A 19,632-nucleotide genomic window follows, 5' to 3' on the forward strand; every position below is an offset into this window, starting at 1 on the left:
TCACCGAAAATGTCTTTCATACTACTTATGAAGGACAATACTTGAAGGATTTTCATCGGTAATGTCTTTCACATTATCAAACATCACAGCAAAAGCGCCCGTACCCCGAGCGCCTGCGCTTTCCTTAATATTATACTCTTTTAGTATGAAAATAAAAGGTCGCTGATTTTATCGGTCAAACGTTTTTCTGTGAAGTAAGCATGCAATAGTTCATTTTCATCCAATCTACCCTTTTCCCGCCCATCCACTTCCACTATAATCGGGTGCTTGCAGCCGCGTTGGAATTTTTCTAAAACATGAATGAGTAATTCCTGTTCATCCGCTTGGATAGGCTTCAAATTGTGCAGGCTGGATTTTTTTCCGTAATGGCGCTCTAATAAAAATCGCATGAAAATATAGCGCCGTTGCTTCCATTCGTGGTATAGCGAGAAAAATAAGAATGCAATGATGATCCAAACATTGAGATGAGTGGGAGCCGCTGCTAAGATCGCGATGGAAAATAGAAGTAAGCTGCCAAACGATAGCAAAAGCGTAATGCGATGGGCGCTCGGAAATGAATTTTTTAAGGATAGCAGCAGGAAAACCAGCTTGCCGCCATCAAGAGGCCAGACTGGGAATAGATTAAACAGAAAAATCATCAGATTATAACTTAAAAAGAGGCTAAATAACTCTTCTGAAATGAGATGAAAGGATAATAAACCGTATGCCAGTCCAACCATCCAAACATGCTGGAGCGGCCCGGCGATGACCACAATGGCCTCCTCTTTTAACGGCCGGTTGCCATGCTCATCCATTTCAGCCACCCCGCCAAAAGGCAGCAGAGTAATTTTTTTGATTCTCCATGAAAAAAAAGAAGCTGCAGCAGCATGCCCCATTTCATGAATGAAAATAATCCCAAGGAGTAAACAAACTTCTAGGAAATGTGCTGTAGCAATCGAAAGTGCAATCACAATCCACAACAATGGATGGATATGAACATGACGAAGTAAATATATCGCTCTATTCAAATCGAATCACCTGAATTGGGTCGATGAAATCATCGCCTTTTTTTATCGCAAAATAATATTTGCCTTTTGATTTATCTTCGCCAGTGGAGGAAGATACGGAGCCAACCACCGTTCTTTTTTCAACAAAGTCATATAAATTAACCTTAATCGTGTCCAAATTTCCGTACCAGGTTTCGGAACCGTCTGAGTGCTGAATGATGACTGTATTCCCCAGCCCATCTTTCACCCCAGTAAAGCGGACGAAGCCATCATTGATCGCTTGAACCCCGGCTCCTTTTTGCGTCTCGATCATGATGCCCTGACCATTTTTCTTAAAATTCTCAAGGAGTCGTCCGGAAACCTCCACAGCCGATTTGTTTTGAACAACCTCTTTTTTGTCGGCTTTATCGTCCTCGATAAAAGGCAGGAGGGCAAGCGGTTTGCCAAACTTATCCTCGTACCACTTGGATACAGTGGCAAACTTAAAGTCCTTGTCCATTGTTTTGACAATCGCATCCCTTGCCGGCTCCAGTGAGGCTGTTTGATTGCGAAACAGGATAGCTACTACTAAAAACAGGAGGATAGACGCTAAGATTTTAAAGAAAAAGACTTCCTTCTTAAATAAGGGATGCCCGTCGTCTCCATTCGACCCTGAAGAGGTAAACTGATTAAATCCGTATTTATCATCATCATCACCAGGCCAAGCAATATGTCGTTCTGGACTTTTCCCCTGAGTCCCTTGAGTCCCTTGTTCTTTTTTTCTTCTGGCGATTCGCCGCCGTATTTCATCCGCTGAAGACCGAGCCATATCCATCAACCCTTTTCCCGCTTTTTGTACAAGTCTATGAGCAGGATTTAAAGAGTATGACTACAAAAAAAAGCCTGTCTATATTTAATTAGACAGGCTTAACTATTATCGAACTCCAAAGAACTTTTTAAGTTTTGTAAAGACGCCTTTGTTTGCTTCTTCAAGCGGCTGAAGCGGGATGGATTCCCCTAGGATTCTTCTAGCAATATTCCGGTAGGCAATAGATGCCTTGCTGTTAGGATTTAAAGCAATCGGTTCGCCGTGGTTTGAAGCTTTAATAACTTCTTCATCGTCCGCGACAATTCCAATTAGCTCAATGGATAAATGCTGGGTGACTTCGTCTAAATCGAGCATGTCACCGCTCTTCATCATATGATTGCGAATTCGGTTCACAACTAATCTTGGAGATTCCATGCCCTTTTCTTTTTCAAGGAGGCCAATAATCCGGTCGGCATCGCGTACGGCAGAAACTTCAGGCGTTGTGACGACGATGGCTTTATCCGCGCCAGCAATAGCATTTTTATAGCCTTGTTCAATTCCGGCAGGACAGTCAATAATGATATAATCGTAATCCTGTTTTAATTCGGTGATGAGCTCTTTCATTTGCTCTGGATGAACAGCCGATTTATCAACAGTTTGAGCTGCAGGCAATAAATACAATAACCCATCAAAACGTTTATCCTTCACTAAAGCTTGATGGATTTTGCATCTTTTTTCTACAACATCAACCAAATCATATATAATTCGGTTTTCAAGTCCCATTACGACATCTAAGTTTCGAAGACCGATGTCAGTATCCACTAAGCATACTTTTTTCCCTTGCAGGGCGAGTGCAGTACCAATGTTCGCAGAGGTTGTTGTTTTGCCCACTCCGCCCTTACCGGATGTAATTACTATTGCTTCTCCCACTTTAATGTCCCCCTTCTAATCTATTTAAATTAGGCCTTAATTGGATTAAAGCTTGCAATCTATCAATAATGATTTGGCGGTTATCACCTATGTAAGCACATTCCATTTCGCGTTTCTCTACACTTTGAACCGATTCCGGAGTTCGATCAATACAATCGCTAATCCTCAGCTGTGAAGGTTTCATGCTCGAAGCAGCGATGACGGCTTCATCATTGCCAAAATAACCGGCATGGGCCACTCCCTTTAGTGTACCCATAATAAATATATTTCCTCCTGCAATCACCGTTCCACCAGGGTTTACATCACCAATTAACAGTAAATCCCCTGGAACCTCTAACACCTGTCCAGAACGAATAATACGTGACACGGTCACGACCTCTGTTTCCGCCTTTAAGCGATTGGCCTCTTCTTTTGTGATTACATTCGCTTCAATATCATCAACAACTAAATTCTTTTTTTGCCGAATTAGTTCTTTTAATTCTTCCTGCTCCGTCTCTGTTAAATAACGATTGCCGATTTCCACTTTAACAGATATTATATGCTGCTCATCCTGTGTCTGGGAATTGGCAGAAAGCTTTTGGTCTAATTCTTTTTTTAACTCCTCATAGGAACAGCTGTCATCAAGATGCAGGACAAGTCCATCCTTTGTACCTTTTATTGTAACATTTTGCCGATTTTTCATGGAGATTTTTCACCTCATAATTAAAAAAACAATTTCGGAATAGACAATTAAGGAGAATGACCTATTCCGAATCAAAGTGCAGACTCTTCTTAATAAAATTCGACACGATGCGTCTATTCTCCTCTTTTAAAAAAAAATCATTCATCTCTTAATGCATCGGCATACTTTTCAAAGCGTCTCTTTAATGGATATCCAAAAATCAACACAAAAACCGCATTTAGGATTAGCGTTGGATAAAATCGTAAATTCAAAAAGCCCATAAAATCGAGGTCGGTTACATGAATGAGGAAGTTCATTTCATATACCCCTATCTCCAATAATGCAATGGCAAATATTGAAACGAGGAAGGCAATAATGATATTGGACTGCATGCTATGCATGATTTTCGTAACAATGTAACAGATAAAGGGAAAAAGAAAAAAGTATATCCCGATAATTTCAACATAAACAATATCAAATATCATCCCAAAAATGGCCGCATAGATGATGCCTTGTTTTTTGCCTGTAAAAATTGTTAAAAAAACAAGTGCCGCAAATAAAAAATGGGGAACGATGACCTTACCTCCGAAAACGTTGCCAGGAAAAAATTGAACGAAAAGACTTTCGGCTAGAAAAAGAAACAAAAACAAAAGAGGAAGAAGGAATTTTTTCATAGATCCTTCTCCTTCTCGTTTTCCATATCGGTTATTTCAGGCTGTGTCATCAATCGTTTAATGACTATGACGTTTTCAATATCATAAAAGTCCGCTCCAGGTTTTATTAATGCCGTTTGATTCAGTCCATACTGATCAGGTTTAACCTCGACAACCTTCCCAACGACCAAGCCTTCGGGAAAAACACCGCCCTTACCTGAGGTAATCACATTTTGGCCTTTTTCCACTTTGACTCCAGCAGGAATGCTTTTCACTAACAGTAATTTCTTTTTATCATCAAAGCCTTGAACAAATCCATAAATACTTGTTTCACCTTGAATGGTTACGGATATCCGATTCTTTGGATCCATCGCACTCAATAGCTGCACAGTCGAGCTAAATTGGTTGACTGTCTTCACCTTGCCAATCAGACCTTTGGCCGTAACGACCGCCATATTTTTTTTAATGCCGTTGAGATTTCCTTTATCGATAATAATCATTTCATGCCAACGATCAGGGTTTCTGCCAATAACAGTAGCTGGTAATGGTTTAAAATCTCTCAGGGTCTTTTTTTCACCGAGAATTTCACGCAATTCCTTATTGTCTTTTTTCAGCTCTTGGTTTTCTGCTTCAAGGCTGACAAGATCTTCAATTCGGGATTTAAGTTCTTTATTCTCTTCATATGTATTTTGCAAGTCCTGGAGATTTTCAAAAAAGCCTGCAACGAAATTGGCAGGCTTTGAAACCAGGGATTGAACCCAGCCGGTTGTGTCCTTCACAAATTGTTCCGGCCAGGATAGTTTACTTCTCTCCCTTAAAGAAAACCCAATCAATGCCACGAGAACAATGATGCTGACAAGCAAAATGATCAGTCGTTTATTCAAAAAGAACTGTGGCATGATTATACACCTCTATTTATCTAGATTATTTCGCTTTATTTTTAAATAAGTGAATATGGTCTAATGCTTTTCCTGTACCAATTGCCACGCAATCAAGCGGATTTTCAGCAATTAACACCGGCATTTTTGTTTCTTCACTGATGACTCGGTCCAAATTACGAAGCAAGGCACCGCCGCCCGTTAACACGATTCCCCGGTCCATTATGTCTGCTGCAAGTTCCGGCGGAGTTTTTTCAAGTGTATTTTTCACCGCTTCAACAATCGCAAAAACGGTATCATTTAGGGCTGTTGCAATCTCTTTTGCGGTAATTTCGATCGTTTTTGGCAGGCCTGTTAATAAATCGCGGCCGCGAATTTCCATATTATCGATGCCTTCTGGGGTGCCCGCAGAGCCGATTTCCATTTTGATCGTTTCCGCCGTGCGGTCTCCAATCATTAAATTATAATTTTTGCGAATATAAGAAATAACCGCTTCGTCCATTTCGTCTCCGGCAATACGGATTGATTGGCTTGTGACAATACCGCCTAAAGAAATAATCGCAACTTCCGTAGTTCCCCCGCCGATATCGACCACCATGCTTCCGGTTGGCTCCCAAACAGGAAGATTGGCCCCGATTGCTGCCGCAAACGGTTCTTCAATCGTGTAAGCATCTTTTGCACCGGCTTGTCTAGTGGCATCGATTACCGCTCTTTCTTCTACTGCTGTGATTCCAGACGGTACACACACCATGACATATGGCTTACCAGAGAAAACACTTTTACTTTTTTGAGCCTGACGGATGTGGTACTTCATCATCGTTGCTGTAGTTTCAAAGTCGGCAATGACACCGTCCTTCATTGGTCTTGTTGCGACGACATTACCAGGTGTCCGTCCGATCATATTTTTCGCGTCATTCCCAACGGCAACGATGCTCTTTGTATCTGTCTGCAAGGCCACAACCGATGGCTCACGTAGGACAATTCCTTTTCCTTTTACATAGACGAGGGTATTGGCAGTCCCCAAATCAATTCCTAAATCTCTTGTTCCAATTCCAAACATAATTATGTAGCTCCCTTTCTGATACGAAATGCAAAAATTCCCTGGGCAGGTAATCACCTTTTATATCATGTCTTTTTTCTTATTTTTTTAATTGCTAGGTCTAAAGCAGTCCTAAAAAATCATAACCAAAATTATAGCGTAACGTCAAATAAAAACATAGTGTTATAAATATCCTTTTTCTTTCAAGCTGACAAACTTATTTTCACCGATGATGAGATGGTCTAGAAGGTCGATACCTAGAATTTTTCCACATTCCACCAGCCTTTTTGTGACCTCTATGTCTTCTCGGCTAGGAGTGGGGTCACCAGAGGGATGATTATGCAGAGCAATAACGGAGGCTGCTGACCTCTTCAATGCTTCGCGAAAGACCTCCCTTGGATGTACAATGCTAGCATTCAAGCTCCCGATAAAAATCGTTTGTTTATGAATGACCTGGTTTTTCGTGTTTAAATATAGGCAAACAAAATGCTCCTGCGATAAAAAGCGCATATCGTTCATGACATACTTCGCTCCGTCCTCAGGGGAGCGGATGACGTATCGATCATTAAAGGAAAGATTGGCAATTCTTCTGCCAATCTCTACGGCAGCAAGAATTTGAATGGCCTTGGCTAAACCAATTCCTTTGATTTCAGTAATTTCTTCTAAGGTGGCAGATTTTAACAGCCGCAGTCCCTCGAAATGGGTCAGCAGGCGATTCGATAAATGCAGCACGGATTCATCTTTTGTCCCGGTTCGAAGTAGGATGGCAATCAATTCATGATTCGATAAGCTTTGAGGCCCATGATTGATAAAACGCTCTCTCGGCCTTTCGTCTTGAGGGAAATCACGGATCATTAATGTATTTGTGGACACTTTTTTTCCTCCCTTATGATCGGGAGTTAATGAACTTTTAAAAAGTTAATACGGCAACTGGTAGCCTAACTGCTGCAATTCCCTTACCGTTCTTGCAACGGGCAGACCGACAACCGCAAAATAGTCTCCATGTATTTTTTTGACAAGCATACTTCCAAGCTGCTGAATGCCATATGCACCTGCTTTATCAAGCGGTTCACCACTTTTCACATATGACCGTACCTCTTCATCCGTTAACTCCCAAAACCAAACTTCTGTTTTTTCGTAAAAACGGGTTGAACTTGTTGGAGACATAATTGATACACCAGTAAATACTTCATGCTTTCTTCCTGAAAGGCTTTGTAACATACTAATGGCTTCTGCTTCATCAGCGGGCTTACCTAAGATTCGATTATCCGCGACCACGATCGTGTCTGAGCCAATTACAAAAGATTCAGGATTCTCTTTAAAAATGACCTGGGCCTTTCGTTCGGCTAACTCCATCACGACTTCCTCTGGGGAGAGAGATGGATCAAAGCTTTCATCTACTTCACTGCTTGAGATCGCGAATGTTAACTGGAGAGTTTCTAGAAGTTCTTTTCGCCGTGGAGAAGAAGAGGCTAAAATGAGGTTTTGCATTTAATCACCTTACCTTTTGCATTTGTATAGGGAGATACAAGTTAATCGTATCAGAAATTGAATAAGCAAACAATTTTAATATCCTTAAAGTTTGATGAATTTTGTAAAATTATGCAGAAATAATCAATTTATGGAAGAACTGTGTACAATAAAAAGCCTGCCCTAATTGAGCAGGCTAAATATTATTTTCATTTCCCGGAAAATACCGAAGTTTGTCAGATGCTGACTTACATGGCATTGTATTGAGATATGAAGTTTAATAGATGCTGCTGTGCATCGGTTAAACTTTTAACATTTTTAGACTTTTGATAAGCTTTTATCTTTTCATCAGCACTTGTTAATTCCGTCTTAAGGTTTTTTATCTTCTCATTTTTAATACCGCTGGCTTTTAATTGTTCTTCAATGCCAGCTAGAGATTTCGCTGAATCTGCTGGAATCGTTTTTGTGACGAGAGCACTCGAAGTTGCTCCTGCCAAAGTTTGATAGATGGATGGAAGTTCTTCAATAAAAGACTTTTCTTTATCCGTTACGTTTGAAACTTTCTTTTCATCCAGTAATAACGGCTTTGAAAATACTTCCTCTACTCCATTTTCTTTATACTGATTTCCTAATGCTTTAGCCGTTTCGATTGAATCTGCTAAGCCTAAAAGTAGATAGAACTTACCATTTAATTCAACCGTTTGCGATGGGACGCTTTTCTGTTCTAAGTCTTTTGCGATTTCTTGGGTGCCTTCTTTGGAAGAAAATACTCCTCCTTGAACCACATATGTTGTTAATTGATCGATAGTCGCTGAAGAAGCATTACCTTCAGTTGCAGTTTTTTCTGTTCCTGTTTCCTTTACAATTGGCTGACTCACCGGCCCCTTATTCCCCTGCTCTGAAATGACAAGCTTCAACATGAAAAAGCCAATTGTGGTGCCAATCAGAACCGCGAAAAATGCAGAGATTAATATGGAACCTAAAGGCCGCCCATTTTTCTTCTTAGAGTTAGTCGTAAAGGATGTAAGTATTTTGTGGCTGGTTGTTTTAGGGTTTGAATTATTAGTAAATTTGAATTCCTCAATATCGTTTTCATCCGATTCAGGAATAATCCAGTCAAAGCTCTCATCTACGGACTCCTGTGCGGCAGCAGTTTCAATAATCCCTTCCGATTCCGGCAGCCCTCTATCTATTTTTATTACTTTGGAATAGGGTTCAATGTTGGCTTCCAAATCCTTTTTTGGGGGTTCTTCCTGATAGGACTGGCTTTCTCCATTTAATTTTATCGTGATCGTATTGCCTTTTTTAGGCTTGTCCACTCTACGCTCTCCTCTCTCTTCCGACAGATAATTAGTTTCATCCTATCATAGGAGCAAAAAAAAATAACAAGACTTTTGTCGTCTTGTTATCGTAGAGTTTCGCCAAATTATTGGTTCATTCGCTAACTTGTTCATTAAGGCTGAGTTGCTGCAGTAGCCGGAAACTGGGTTAATGGATTATCTTTACCCGCAGGTGCCGGTGCATCGATTTTAGGCATCTGGGCTGCAAGGTCAGTTAATGTTGGCATGTAGAAGGCAGAGACGGTAAGCAAATAGCTTAACGGTTTATCTTCTTGATCAAGACTCGTGACCTCTTCCCCGCCTGTATAATTGATTGCCTCTACTACCACAATTCGCGGCAGTGACTCTAAAGTTTCAATGAATTTTTCCAATTCTGCATAGGTTTGAGATTCAATCTGAAGCTGAACGGTAATCTTTTTGAGACCGTTTGGGGCAGTAGCTGCAGCCGTCTGTTGAGTTGCTGCTTGATTGCCAGTCCCCTGAGCAGTTGTCGTTTGATTTTGCGTAGCCGCTTGATTCTGAGTACCCTGATTAGTGGCACTTTGGTTTTGTGCTGCCCCTTGATTCGTTCCGGAATTTGCTGCTGCAGCCTCAGGAGCTGGCTGCGTCACATCTGCATCTTTCGTGAAACTCATGGATTTAATTTGACTATTTGAAACAGTTTCAGCTTTTTCAAGATCCAATAGAACTTGTTCCTGGAGTGGCATAACAGGAAGCTGCTTTTGCAGTTCACTTGTATTTTCAGGTTCTGTCTTTTGGGAGTCTGACTTTTTCTTTGTCATCAATTCTACCAGTTTTTGCTCAGTCTGTAGTTCTTGTTGCTTTAATGATAAATCTGATTTCAAGGGTGTTAACGAAAGGAATTGTGCATAGACGAATACCAGTATGATTAATAGGGAACCGCCACCCACAATTATTTTGTCTAGTTTTGATAGGCGGGACTTCATGAGCCTGTCCCCCCTTCGCCCTTCTTCTTACTCAAATCCGTTTTTATAACATCTTTATTAAACTTAATTTCAAATTGTCCAAGGTACCTTGGAAGAATATTTTTATCAGGTTGGGCAGTTGTGCCAGTGGCAGCAACACCTGAATTGTTTACAGTATTCGATGTTGTATTAGTAGTTGAACTTGTAGTACTAGTTTGACCGGCAGCAGCTGTACTCTGATTAGTAGTAGCTGCAGTGCTTGTATTCGTTGTATTTTGAGTAGCAGTTGTAGCTGTGTTTTGGCTGCTAGTATTAGATGCAGTATTTTGACCAGTTGTTTGTGCAGAAGTTGCAGTATTTTCCTTTTTCTCGACAGCAGTTAAAGAGTTAAGGCTGGCATCGGAAATCCATGCAGATTCCTTTAAGTTTTCGAGAAAATAGGCTGCCTCTCTAGCACTGTCAAATTGCACACTAAGTGTTACCGTCCCTGCCTCTGTATAGGCAAAAGATTGTATAAAACCTCGTTCTGGTAATAGAGATGTCAGATGTCTCATCACCGGGATGGTTTGAATAGGGTAGTTTTTCACCCATTCAACGGCAGATTTTAATAACCCAGCTGAAGATGCTACTTGTGCTTGATTGGCATTTTGCTGTTGCTTTTCAGCAAGTTTCTTTGTCGACGCAATTTGACTATCTACAGCTTTCACATCACTTTTAACGGATTGAATCTGCCAAAAGTAAACCCCGCCAATAAGAACTAATGCCGCAACGATCGATGTCAAATAAATAATATTGAATTTTTTGGGCTCTTTTTGAGGAAGCAGGTTAATTTCTACTAGCATCATTGCACCTCTTTTAAAGCAAGACCTAAAGGCATTAATAAATTATTCGGTACACTAATCGGTTTACTGTTTGCTTCCTTTTCGAAATTGATTAATTCAACAGGAATTTCAAATCTTTCTCTCATTTCATCAAAAATTGCCATCAGCATTGGATGGTCGCCATTTAATAAAAACTTGGTGACATCGTGCTTTTCACTATTAAGTGAATATCTATAAAAATCCAATAACTTGTTTATTTCTTTAAAGATGTCTTCAAACTGCACAACCAAATCTTCCGGTTCCCCCGTATATTTACATACCATTAATCCTAACGTATCACGGGTTATTTCCCATTTGTCAAAATCAAACGGTAAAGCGAAATACCGCATGACTAATGGCACCGTCTCATCAAAGATGCATAAATTGACGCTGGTCAAATCAAATTGGACTGTGAATAGGACCTCACTTTCGCTTGCTTGCCCTAAATGGTAATACAAACGATATAATGAGAGCGGAGAGATATCAGCCGCAACAGGATTTAATTTGAGACTGTTGAGTAAGTCAACATACTCCATTACATTCTGCTCTGGAGCAGCAAATAATAATAAATCCTTTGTTTTACCGTTATCCGGAAGTGAGTAATAATCAAATACCGGTTCCTCGAATGGTAAATGTATACTAGAACCCAGCTCTAAATAAAGATACCCCTTAATCTCATCTTCCTGCACATCTGCTGGAATCGAAACTTTCCGTATAATGACCAGAGGATCTGGTACTATAAAACGAATCGCACGTCTGCGAATTTTCCATTCGTCAATACATTCTTCAAGAATGCTTGAGAGTGAATCAATGTCGACGATTTTTCCATCCGTAATGATTCCAGGCGGTAAAAAGCGCTCATTCCACCTTTGCGGTGTAGGGGGATTCGCTTGTTTCAACTCAAGAAAGCGAATCGAGTGGTCATTTATTACCAGGTTGATTATTCGATTTTTAGTAGAAAAGAGGGAAAATGCCATATCATGAACCCCTTATAAAAAAATTCCTATAAAAGAATTTGAAAATATAAATCTATTAGATCCAAACCCCAAAAATAAGCTGTCAATGTACCGGCAGCAATGAATGGGCCGAATGGAATCGGTTCGCGTTTTTTTACGATCTTAAAAAGTTGGGCTAAACCGCCGATCACAGCTCCGTACAATGTGGAAAGAAAAAAAGATAATAAGACCAATTTTAATCCTAAGACTAGGCCTAGGAGGGCATAAAGCTTTACATCTCCAAAGCCCATACCGCCTTTACTGACAATCATAATGGTTAACAGTAATAAAAACCCAATGACAGCACCGAGTGCACTATCCCACCATGGGTCTAATGGCATGATAATTCGTTCCAATAAAAAAATCCCTGCAAACCAAATTACAATTTTATCAGGGATGATCATATAATGAATATCGGAAACGATGATAATCATAAACATTGAAATTAACGTTAAAGCAACGAATAATTCTCCAGACCATCCAACCAAGTATGGTGCCGCTGCAAACAAGATTCCTGTCAGCAGTTCAAATAATGGATAGATAGGCGAAATCCGCGACTGACAGCCGCGGCATTTCCCCTTTTGAAGCATATATGATAAAACCGGAATTAGTTCTAATGGTGTAAGCTGATGTCCGCAAGTTGGACATGCTGATCTTGGTTTTACGATTGATTTCTTTAATGGAACTCTTAGGCCAACTACGTTGAAGAAGGAGCCTAGGAGGAGGCCATAGCAAAATAGAATAACGTAAACCATTAATTTGCTTTATCAATTAAATCTGCTTCTGTTAAATCTGTATCATTCCAATCAGTATTGGCTTTGTGATTCTTCAAAATAAAAGTGAATTTTCCTCCCGTTGTTGCTTTAGAGATATTAATTGTAAAGTCTCCATCCTTAACATGATCCAAATATTCATCAAGCGGGTCGCTAGTACTAGAAGCAGTGTGGGCAATATCACCTGTAGCTGCATTAGGATGTTCAGCTACATACATTTTTGCAGCATTAATGATTGATAAGCCTTCTTCAGCAGAAGCCTTTTTGTCAGATTTGTTAATAACACCTGTAATCGCAGGAATTGCAATCGCAGCAATAATCCCTAAAATAACAATAACTGCTAGCAATTCAATAAGAGTAAAACCTTTTTGTTCCTTCATATTTAATTTTAAAGCCTGTACCATTTTTTCCGCTCCCTCTGGTTCTATGAACCTAGTATTATTTCTCTATGAGTATACAATAAATGACAGTATTCGAAAAGAGTTTTTTAACATTTTTTGTCTCAAAATATAGATTTTTGTAATAATTATCGAATTATTTGAAATTTTTAGCTCATTTGCTCGAACATTGAGAACATTGGCATCATTATGGATAGGACTATTACCCCTACAACCCCTGCTAAAAAGACAATCATGATTGGCTCAATCAGGGACTTTAGTCTATCTGTACCTGCTTCGACTTCTTTTTCATAGAATTCAGCAATCTTTGAAAGCATTGCGTCTAATGCCCCGGTCCCTTCTCCAATGGATATCATTTGTGTTACAAGAGGAGGAAAGGCCCAGTGATCATTCATTGGCTCAGTCATTGATTGGCCTTTCTCAAGAGAGTCTCTTGATTCACGAATGACCTTTGATATCACTTCATTTTCTACGACTTTTTCCACGATGGCCATAGATTGTAGAATGGGAACAGAACTTGAAAATAACGTGCTAAGTGTTCTCATCATTCTGGCTAGTTGGGCTTTTTGCATCATTTTGCCGAATATAGGCATCCTTAAGAGTGCGTAATCTAGATAATATTTTGTTTGCTTATTTTTTTTCATAAAGGTAAAACCAAGATAAATAGCAATGAATAACAGTAAAACTACCCACCAAAATGACTTCATAAATTCGCTGGAGGATAAGACAAACTTCGTTATTCCTGGTAGCTCAGCCCCCATATCATCAAACATCGTAACAAATTTGGGAACAACCCCGACTAGTAAGAAGATTACAGCAAAAATTGCAATGATTCCTATAACAAGCGGGTAAGTTAACGCTGAAACAACTTTTTGCCTGGTATGATGTTGTTTTTCAAAATCTGTCGCAAGACGTTCTAGTGTCTCATCCATATTACCACTTACTTCTCCTGCCTTAACCATGTTAACAAACATAGAATTAAATACCTTCTTATGCTTGGAAACAGCTTCCGAAAAGGGGTTTCCTTCACGTAGTTCTTGCTCCACATCTAGTAAAATTCTTTTTAGTGCATTACTTTCAGTTTGGGCAGCAAGAACTGACGTTGCATCAACGATGGTTACCCCGGCCTTCAGCAATGTCGCGAATTGCCTAATATAAATTACAAAATCCTGAAGCTTAACTGGATTTCCAATTGTTAGTTCCATCGTCATAAGGGTTTCCGGGACTTCCTTCATTTCAACAACCCGAACGCCATCTTCTTTTAGCTTCATCATTGCTTCCCGTCTGGAGGCAGCTGTTACAGTGCCCTGCTTTTTCCCACGCTTGTCTCGACCAGAATATTTAAATCTAGGCATCTTGCATCATCTTTTCGTGAAGGTATTTTGTTGCTGCATCTTTTTCAATCAATTTGCGGTCAAGCAAGTCTCGGATACTCATTTCAAGTGTATGCATTCCCTGGGCACGAGATGTTTGCATTGTACTTGAAATTTGGTGAATTTTTTCACTTCGGATAAGGTTGGCAATGGCCGGATTGTTAACTAAAATCTCTGTTGCCGCTTTTCGGCCCTTTTTATCGGCAGTAGGAAATAGACGCTGTGAAATAACTCCTACTAATACCGATGCCAACTGAACCCGAATTTGCGGTTGCTGTGCCGGCGGAAATACGTCGATAATCCGGTTAATGGTGGACGGGGCGCTAGATGTATGGAGGGTTCCGAGCACTAAGTGCCCAGTTTCCGCTGCGGTGATTGCGATTCCAATCGTTTCTAAGTCACGCATCTCCCCAACCAGGATAACATCAGGGTCTTGGCGTAGAGCCCCCTTCAAGCCGTTAGCATATGATTTCGTATCAAAGCCGACCTCCCGCTGGTCGATAATCGAATTACCATGTTTATGAAGATACTCAATAGGGTCTTCAAGTGTAATAATATGCTTTCGCATTGTCCGGTTCATATAATCAATCATCGACGCAAGTGTCGTTGATTTACCACTTCCTGTTGGACCAGTAACAAGGATTAGCCCTTGTGGCTTCTCTATAAGCTTTGGAATGATTTCCGGCATGTCTAATTCTTCAATCGTAGGGGTTTTTGACGCAACTACACGAAGGGCAAGTGCAACACTTTTCCGTTGGTGGTAGGCATTAACACGGAAGCGAGAAACCCCTGGAATACCATATGAGAAATCCAGCTCTCCCTTTTCCTTAAACAAGTCATACAAATTTTCAGGAACAATTGTTTTAGCGATCGCTTCTGTATCTGCTGGCAATAACATATCCTTACCATAGCGTTTAATATCCCCATTGATACGGAACACAGGAGGAACGCCCACTGTTAAATGGATGTCGGAAGCCTTAAATTCAAGCGCGGCACGTAAAATATTATCGATTCTTTCTTTCATCTGTTCGAGCTCCTACTCCAGAATGGCTACACGTAATACTTCTTCTGTTGTTGTTAAACCTTGTTTCACTTTTAATAAACCATCGTCAATCAAAAAGATCGTTTTGTTTTTAACCGCATGTTCTTTCAGCTTTTGAAAGGAATTTTCATTCATTATGACTCGACGCATATCGTCATTTAGGACCAATACCTCATGAAGAGCTACCCTTCCTTTATATCCGGTCATATTACAAGAAGGACATCCCTTTCCTCGCATAACCTTTTCTATTTTCAAGCCACGTCTTGCAAAGATATCTTTTTCTCTCATTGAAGGTACCTGAACATCGGCGCAATCCTTGCAAACCTTACGGACTAAACGCTGGGCCACAATGCCGCTTAGTGAGGAAGCAATGAGGAAGGGTTCGACTCCCATATCAATCAGACGTGTTACGGTCCCCAGCGAATCATTGGTGTGCAAAGTACTTAAGACTAAATGCCCAGTTAAAGAGGCACGAATTGCTATTTCTGCAGTTTCTTTATCACGAATCTCACCGACCATGATGATATTTGGGTCCTGACGGAGGATTGAACGGAGACCGGCAGCAAACGTCATCCCAACATTGGTGTTAACCTGGATTTGATTAATCCCTTCCAATTGGTATTCGACTGGGTCCTCAATCGTGATGATATTAACTTCTTCACTGTTCAGTTTATTAAGTGCAGCATACAGAGTCGAGGATTTCCCTGAGCCCGTTGGGCCAGTTATCAAAACAATCCCAGTCGGCTGCTCAATCATGTCATTAAATCTCTTAAAATTGAGAGTATTAAAGCCAATTTTATTGATATCATTTAAGGCAGCACCCATATCCAACAGACGCATTACGATTTTCTCGCCATATACAGTTGGCAGCGTGGACACACGAAGATCGATTGGATGAAAATCAAGATGGAGTTTTATCCGGCCGTCTTGTGGAATCCGGTGTTCGGTAATATCAAGATTTGACATAATCTTAATCCTGGCTGTTAACACACTTAGCATATGGCGCGGTAATACACGATCAGTTCTTAGCACGCCATCCACTCTGTATCGGACAACGATCTTCGTTTCCTGCGGGTCAATATGAATATCACTAGCCTTTTGAATGACGGCATTAGTTAGGATTTGATTGACGAGTCGAACGATCGGCGAGTCTTGGTTAGTAACATCTTCATCCCTGCCGCGCTCGCTTGGTGAAAAGTCATCGAAAAGTTCCTCTAAGCCTTCATCATCGTCATAATATTTATTAATCGTTCGTAATATATCGTCTTTTGTTGCTATCGCAGTTTCAATCTGAAAACCGGTCGATAAACGCAAATCATCAATGATGATAAAATCCATTGGATTAACCATGGCCACATACAGCTTGTTGCCCTCTTTTTTAAGAGGAACAATTAAATTCCGTCTTGCCGTATCCTTCGAAATGATCGAGAAGAGATTTGTATCAAATGGATATTGAAAAAGGTTTACATGTGGAATACCAAGCTGGCGTTCGAGCACTTCTGCCAATTGTTGATCGGTGATATATCCCTTTTGCAGTAGTACTTCACCAAGTTTTTGGTTGGCCCCTTTTTCATCTAAAGCCGCTTCTAACTGTTCAACGGTGATGATTCCTTCTTCTATCAATAAATCACCAAGACGTGTTCTAGTTTGCTTCTTTTTATTTAACTCAACACTATTTTGGCTGTTCATTCGGCTTCCCCCAAAGGTTATCAACATCAGATTCTTGTTGTGTTGTGTCTAATGTTGAAGTAGTTTGACTTCCATCAGGATTAGTTTCAGTTGCAGCATTCACTGTGCTGTTAGTTTGGCTGTTAGTAGCTGTTGAAGAACCCTGCAGTGTTCCTCTTAAAGCATGAACTTCGACACGATAAATTGGCGGGTAATATTCCTCAGATATAAGTTCACTTTTTAGGTATTGTTCACCTTGGTATATATCCCTGTATACTTTCACGGAAATCCCATCAGCCCCTGCAGTTTTAACCATGGTTTTACCTGCTTTTAGAAGCGGACTGTATTGGACGATTGTTTTTGGCTTTAATTGCTGTTGGTCTTTTTTAGAAATTTTATAATTGTAGAGTAGTTTCTCGCCCTTTAGGCTAACTTTTAATATATTGTCTTCTAATGATATCCGTATGGTATAGACTGATTTATTTGGATTGGTAATGACTAAGTCTGTCTTCTGTGCAGGGCTGACCCTGGCTTCAAATCCTAGTTCTGAATATGCAGGAATTAGACTGCTAATATTTCGATCAACTATTGTAAAATTCGTTGGCAGAACTGTTTGATATATTCCTGTAGCAAGCATACTAAGTGCTTCAGAATTCTCAATCTTTTGATTCATAGCAAAATCCAAAAGGGAAAAAGTAGCTCCTTCGGCAATTTTGATTTCAGGATTTTTCTTCACGATTGTCTGAAGTTCTGAAGGAATATCTGTTAATTTAAGTGCTGTTTCACTTACGATAAAATCTTTTTTACCTCCAAGGGAATAACCATTGTAAAGATTGAAGGTAAAGGAGCCTGTTTGAAACTTGGAAGCAGTTGTTACAATATTATTTTTCAGTTTATTTAAGTCAAATTCTTTACTATTGAGCTGTGGGAAAAGAATTTGAATCTGATCCTCGACATCAGATTGGTTTATAGTAATATAAACTGGATTTTGCTGGCCATCCTTAATTGAATTTATTGTTGTTTCTGTATCTAGACTTAAAAGGTTTAAGTTAAATGGAACACTTAGTTCACTGTATTGAAAATAAAATTTTGTATTTTTTAGCCATTCGACATACTTTTTTTCTAGCAAACTTGCTGCTTCGCTATCTGTTTTTCCAGAAATATCTAAACTTCCGATTGCCGTTCCATCGGAGTATTTTCCATCTGCTTTTCCTAATTTTTCGAAAGCCTGTGCTCCAAAATGAGAAAAACTAAAAATGAAGGCAGTACCGAAAAAAAGTACGACAAAAAGCTTGATAAACTGTTGGTTTTTCCTCATCTATACTCCCCCTTTCTTTCAAATTACTTTTGCAATTGAACAGTTTTTTTCAATTGGCTTTCCTCTTGTTCTACTTCATTGGAAGCCGCCGTTTCTTCCATTGCAAAAAATAATTCTTCTAAGTCGTTTTCTTCATCATAAAGGAAGTTTTCTTCTTCTGAATTATCCTTTTTTATTTCCACAATTAAATCATTTTCTTGGGATACAGTCGTTTCAATTGTTTCTTCAAAGAGTAAACTTTCAATATCCGCTAAATATCCATTTTCCAGTTCAGTATCTTCGTTAGTTTCAACTAATTGAATTTGAGGCCGCTCATCCAGAAACGAAATTTCTTCATCGCCTATTTCTGATAATCCATCATTTCCTTCTAACATTTGAGGTTGTAATTCAAGAGCGTCTTCATTAATATTTTCGATATTATCTGTTGAAGGGGCAGTAATTTCTATTTCTCCTAAATCAATCATGTCTAAATCTGTAGTATTTTCTGATTGTTTTACAATGTCAAATGATTCAGGACTTTCGTCATTGTAAACATCTTCAATAGACTCTATTTCTTGACTATATAAAACTGCCGCAAGACGGCTGCTCATTATATATGCCGTAATTATGACTAATAAAAAAATCATTAATGCTGACTGCCATAGTGGGAAAGAAGTAACTGCTCCAATTCCTCCAAGGGCTAATACAAAACTAGCAAAAACCAAATAAATCTTACCTCTTAACGTAATACCAATAGGCAAAAAGGCTATAATTAACATCAAACACAACATAGCTCCGAAGGCCCAAACAATCGATTCCATCCCGTAACTCCCCTTATACTTAACAAACTTTTATACTATTAAACAACAATTTTTTTCAAAATAAACTAAGATTTATTAATTTTATACAAAAAATAGACAAAATTCGCCTACTAAATATTGTATAATATTTTCATCTAGTTTAAAAGAAGATGGGGAACTTTTATAGGTATTAATTACTGACTATTGTTAAATTTTATCTTATAAATTCGTTAAAATGATTCTATTAAACTATGAAATTGAACAATTTTCCCTGGAAGGGATTTGATTAAATGGATTTTAAGAAAAATGAAAAAGGATTAACATTAATTGAGGTTCTTGTTTCTATCGTAATTTTATCAATGGTCCTATTGACAACTATGAGTTTCTTCCCACAAATGGGGTTAGTTAATAAGCAAAATCAAGATAAGACACAAGCCATTAATATTGCGAAAGAAGTACTGATTAACTGGCAGGAATCAAGTGATGTGAAATGGTTCCTTGTTAAATCAGACCGTGTCACCGGCTTTACCTCTACAGATCCAAAGGTCACTTACAATGCCTTTACCTATGACTCAAACTATTATTATTTTGATGCAACTAAAGATATTTACAACGTTAAAATAAAAATTAAAAAATCTCCTGAAACGAGTTCAAGATTATCTAGCGTAAATTATATTCTTGTCCAGATGTTAAATAAAAAAAATAACAATGTCGTTAGTGAAACGTTTGGATACGTTAAAAGATAGGAGTGAAATG

The 19,632-nt window shown here is 39.2% G+C and carries 21 protein-coding genes; 1 reads left to right on the forward strand and 20 read right to left on the reverse strand.

The annotated features are described in order from the left end of the window. Positions 1–140: 140 nt before the first annotated feature. The 20 genes from ACIFOT_RS17685 to ACIFOT_RS17780 form a co-directional block, all read right to left on the reverse strand. Complete coding sequence (locus ACIFOT_RS17685; protein WP_430066662.1) at positions 141–1,007, reverse strand: M50 family metallopeptidase; 867 nt, start codon at positions 1,005–1,007, stop codon at positions 141–143. Next, positions 1,000–1,800 (reverse strand): peptidoglycan DD-metalloendopeptidase family protein, encoded by an 801-nt coding sequence (locus ACIFOT_RS17690; RefSeq protein ID WP_430066811.1) that lies wholly within the window; start codon positions 1,798–1,800, stop codon positions 1,000–1,002. The genes ACIFOT_RS17685 and ACIFOT_RS17690 overlap by 8 nt, the downstream gene beginning before the upstream one ends. A 99-nt stretch (positions 1,801–1,899) precedes the next feature. After that, positions 1,900–2,703, reverse strand: a complete 804-nt coding sequence (gene minD / locus ACIFOT_RS17695; RefSeq protein WP_430066663.1) for a septum site-determining protein MinD — start codon at positions 2,701–2,703, stop codon at positions 1,900–1,902. Between the two features lies 1 nt (position 2,704). Next, positions 2,705–3,385: a septum site-determining protein MinC gene (gene minC / locus ACIFOT_RS17700; protein WP_430066664.1), complete on the reverse strand. Its 681-nt coding sequence runs from the start codon at positions 3,383–3,385 to the stop codon at positions 2,705–2,707. A gap of 137 nt (positions 3,386–3,522) precedes the next feature. Beyond that, positions 3,523–4,038, reverse strand: coding sequence for a rod shape-determining protein MreD (mreD, locus tag ACIFOT_RS17705; protein ID WP_430066665.1), 516 nt, complete (start codon positions 4,036–4,038; stop codon positions 3,523–3,525). Continuing rightward, positions 4,035–4,916 (reverse strand): rod shape-determining protein MreC, encoded by an 882-nt coding sequence (mreC, locus tag ACIFOT_RS17710; protein WP_430066666.1) that lies wholly within the window; start codon positions 4,914–4,916, stop codon positions 4,035–4,037. The genes mreD and mreC overlap by 4 nt, the downstream gene beginning before the upstream one ends. 25 nt (positions 4,917–4,941) lie before the next feature. Beyond that, positions 4,942–5,955, reverse strand: a complete 1,014-nt coding sequence (locus ACIFOT_RS17715) for a rod shape-determining protein (protein ID WP_430066667.1) — start codon at positions 5,953–5,955, stop codon at positions 4,942–4,944. 162 nt (positions 5,956–6,117) lie between these two features. After that, positions 6,118–6,807 (reverse strand): RadC family protein, encoded by a 690-nt coding sequence (gene radC, locus ACIFOT_RS17720; protein WP_430066668.1) that lies wholly within the window; start codon positions 6,805–6,807, stop codon positions 6,118–6,120. 45 nt (positions 6,808–6,852) lie between these two features. Beyond that, positions 6,853–7,425 carry a Maf family protein gene (locus ACIFOT_RS17725; protein WP_430066669.1) on the reverse strand — a complete coding sequence of 191 codons (573 nt, stop codon included), beginning with the start codon at positions 7,423–7,425 and terminating at the stop codon, positions 6,853–6,855. Positions 7,426–7,652: 227 nt separating this feature from the next. Next, positions 7,653–8,723 carry a hypothetical protein gene (locus ACIFOT_RS17730; RefSeq protein WP_430066670.1) on the reverse strand — a complete coding sequence of 357 codons (1,071 nt, stop codon included), beginning with the start codon at positions 8,721–8,723 and terminating at the stop codon, positions 7,653–7,655. Between the two features lie 134 nt (positions 8,724–8,857). Next, positions 8,858–9,691, reverse strand: coding sequence for a hypothetical protein (locus ACIFOT_RS17735; RefSeq protein WP_430066671.1), 834 nt, complete (start codon positions 9,689–9,691; stop codon positions 8,858–8,860). After that, complete coding sequence (locus ACIFOT_RS17740; RefSeq protein WP_430066672.1) at positions 9,688–10,515, reverse strand: PilN domain-containing protein; 828 nt, start codon at positions 10,513–10,515, stop codon at positions 9,688–9,690. The genes ACIFOT_RS17735 and ACIFOT_RS17740 overlap by 4 nt, the downstream gene beginning before the upstream one ends. Continuing rightward, on the reverse strand, positions 10,512–11,507 hold the full coding sequence (pilM, locus tag ACIFOT_RS17745) for a type IV pilus biogenesis protein PilM (protein WP_430066673.1): 996 nt from the start codon (positions 11,505–11,507) through the stop codon (positions 10,512–10,514). The genes ACIFOT_RS17740 and pilM overlap by 4 nt, the downstream gene beginning before the upstream one ends. 26 nt (positions 11,508–11,533) lie before the next feature. Next, positions 11,534–12,280 (reverse strand): prepilin peptidase, encoded by a 747-nt coding sequence (locus ACIFOT_RS17750; protein WP_430066674.1) that lies wholly within the window; start codon positions 12,278–12,280, stop codon positions 11,534–11,536. Then, a complete protein-coding gene (locus ACIFOT_RS17755) occupies positions 12,280–12,702 on the reverse strand; it encodes a prepilin-type N-terminal cleavage/methylation domain-containing protein (RefSeq protein ID WP_430066675.1) in 423 nt (140 codons plus the stop codon). Before ACIFOT_RS17755 ends, ACIFOT_RS17750 begins: the two co-directional genes overlap by 1 nt. Positions 12,703–12,845: 143 nt before the next feature. Then, entirely contained in the window at positions 12,846–14,051 is a 1,206-nt protein-coding gene (locus ACIFOT_RS17760; RefSeq protein ID WP_430066676.1) for a type II secretion system F family protein, read from the reverse strand. Further along, positions 14,044–15,093, reverse strand: a complete 1,050-nt coding sequence (locus tag ACIFOT_RS17765) for a type IV pilus twitching motility protein PilT (RefSeq protein WP_430066677.1) — start codon at positions 15,091–15,093, stop codon at positions 14,044–14,046. The genes ACIFOT_RS17760 and ACIFOT_RS17765 overlap by 8 nt, the downstream gene beginning before the upstream one ends. A 12-nt stretch (positions 15,094–15,105) precedes the next feature. Next, a complete protein-coding gene (locus ACIFOT_RS17770; RefSeq protein WP_430066678.1) occupies positions 15,106–16,800 on the reverse strand; it encodes a GspE/PulE family protein in 1,695 nt (564 codons plus the stop codon). Further along, on the reverse strand, positions 16,784–18,097 hold the full coding sequence (locus tag ACIFOT_RS17775; RefSeq protein ID WP_430066679.1) for a G5 domain-containing protein: 1,314 nt from the start codon (positions 18,095–18,097) through the stop codon (positions 16,784–16,786). Before ACIFOT_RS17775 ends, ACIFOT_RS17770 begins: the two co-directional genes overlap by 17 nt. Before the next feature lie 23 nt (positions 18,098–18,120). Continuing rightward, on the reverse strand, positions 18,121–18,897 hold the full coding sequence (locus ACIFOT_RS17780; RefSeq protein ID WP_430066680.1) for a hypothetical protein: 777 nt from the start codon (positions 18,895–18,897) through the stop codon (positions 18,121–18,123). A 269-nt stretch (positions 18,898–19,166) separates the two neighbouring features. On the opposite strand from ACIFOT_RS17780, the gene ACIFOT_RS17785 reads away from it, so the two are divergent. Then, on the forward strand, positions 19,167–19,622 hold the full coding sequence (locus ACIFOT_RS17785) for a type IV pilus modification PilV family protein (protein ID WP_430066681.1): 456 nt from the start codon (positions 19,167–19,169) through the stop codon (positions 19,620–19,622). Positions 19,623–19,632: the final 10 nt, after the last annotated feature.

This window comes from Neobacillus sp. NRS-1170, assembly GCF_050468025.1.

Excerpts from the sequence above, each read along its gene's own strand:
- mreD (WP_430066665.1), bottom strand. The coding sequence starts at position 4,038 with ATGAAAAAATTCCTTCTTCCTCTTTTGTTTTTGTTTCTTTTTCTAGCC.
- ACIFOT_RS17755 (WP_430066675.1), bottom strand. The coding sequence starts at position 12,702 with ATGGTACAGGCTTTAAAATTAAATATGAAGGAACAAAAAGGTTTTACT.
- mreC (WP_430066666.1), bottom strand. The coding sequence starts at position 4,916 with ATGCCACAGTTCTTTTTGAATAAACGACTGATCATTTTGCTTGTCAGC.
- ACIFOT_RS17725 (WP_430066669.1), bottom strand. The coding sequence starts at position 7,425 with ATGCAAAACCTCATTTTAGCCTCTTCTTCTCCACGGCGAAAAGAACTT.
- ACIFOT_RS17780 (WP_430066680.1), bottom strand. The coding sequence starts at position 18,897 with ATGGAATCGATTGTTTGGGCCTTCGGAGCTATGTTGTGTTTGATGTTA.
- ACIFOT_RS17740 (WP_430066672.1), bottom strand. The coding sequence starts at position 10,515 with ATGATGCTAGTAGAAATTAACCTGCTTCCTCAAAAAGAGCCCAAAAAA.
- ACIFOT_RS17690 (WP_430066811.1), bottom strand. The coding sequence starts at position 1,800 with ATGGATATGGCTCGGTCTTCAGCGGATGAAATACGGCGGCGAATCGCC.
- pilM (WP_430066673.1), bottom strand. The coding sequence starts at position 11,507 with ATGGCATTTTCCCTCTTTTCTACTAAAAATCGAATAATCAACCTGGTA.
- ACIFOT_RS17735 (WP_430066671.1), bottom strand. The coding sequence starts at position 9,691 with ATGAAGTCCCGCCTATCAAAACTAGACAAAATAATTGTGGGTGGCGGT.
- ACIFOT_RS17715 (WP_430066667.1), bottom strand. The coding sequence starts at position 5,955 with ATGTTTGGAATTGGAACAAGAGATTTAGGAATTGATTTGGGGACTGCC.
- ACIFOT_RS17785 (WP_430066681.1), top strand. The coding sequence starts at position 19,167 with ATGGATTTTAAGAAAAATGAAAAAGGATTAACATTAATTGAGGTTCTT.
- ACIFOT_RS17750 (WP_430066674.1), bottom strand. The coding sequence starts at position 12,280 with ATGGTTTACGTTATTCTATTTTGCTATGGCCTCCTCCTAGGCTCCTTC.
- minC (WP_430066664.1), bottom strand. The coding sequence starts at position 3,385 with ATGAAAAATCGGCAAAATGTTACAATAAAAGGTACAAAGGATGGACTT.
- ACIFOT_RS17770 (WP_430066678.1), bottom strand. The coding sequence starts at position 16,800 with ATGAACAGCCAAAATAGTGTTGAGTTAAATAAAAAGAAGCAAACTAGA.
- ACIFOT_RS17760 (WP_430066676.1), bottom strand. The coding sequence starts at position 14,051 with ATGCCTAGATTTAAATATTCTGGTCGAGACAAGCGTGGGAAAAAGCAG.
- ACIFOT_RS17765 (WP_430066677.1), bottom strand. The coding sequence starts at position 15,093 with ATGAAAGAAAGAATCGATAATATTTTACGTGCCGCGCTTGAATTTAAG.
- ACIFOT_RS17775 (WP_430066679.1), bottom strand. The coding sequence starts at position 18,097 with ATGAGGAAAAACCAACAGTTTATCAAGCTTTTTGTCGTACTTTTTTTC.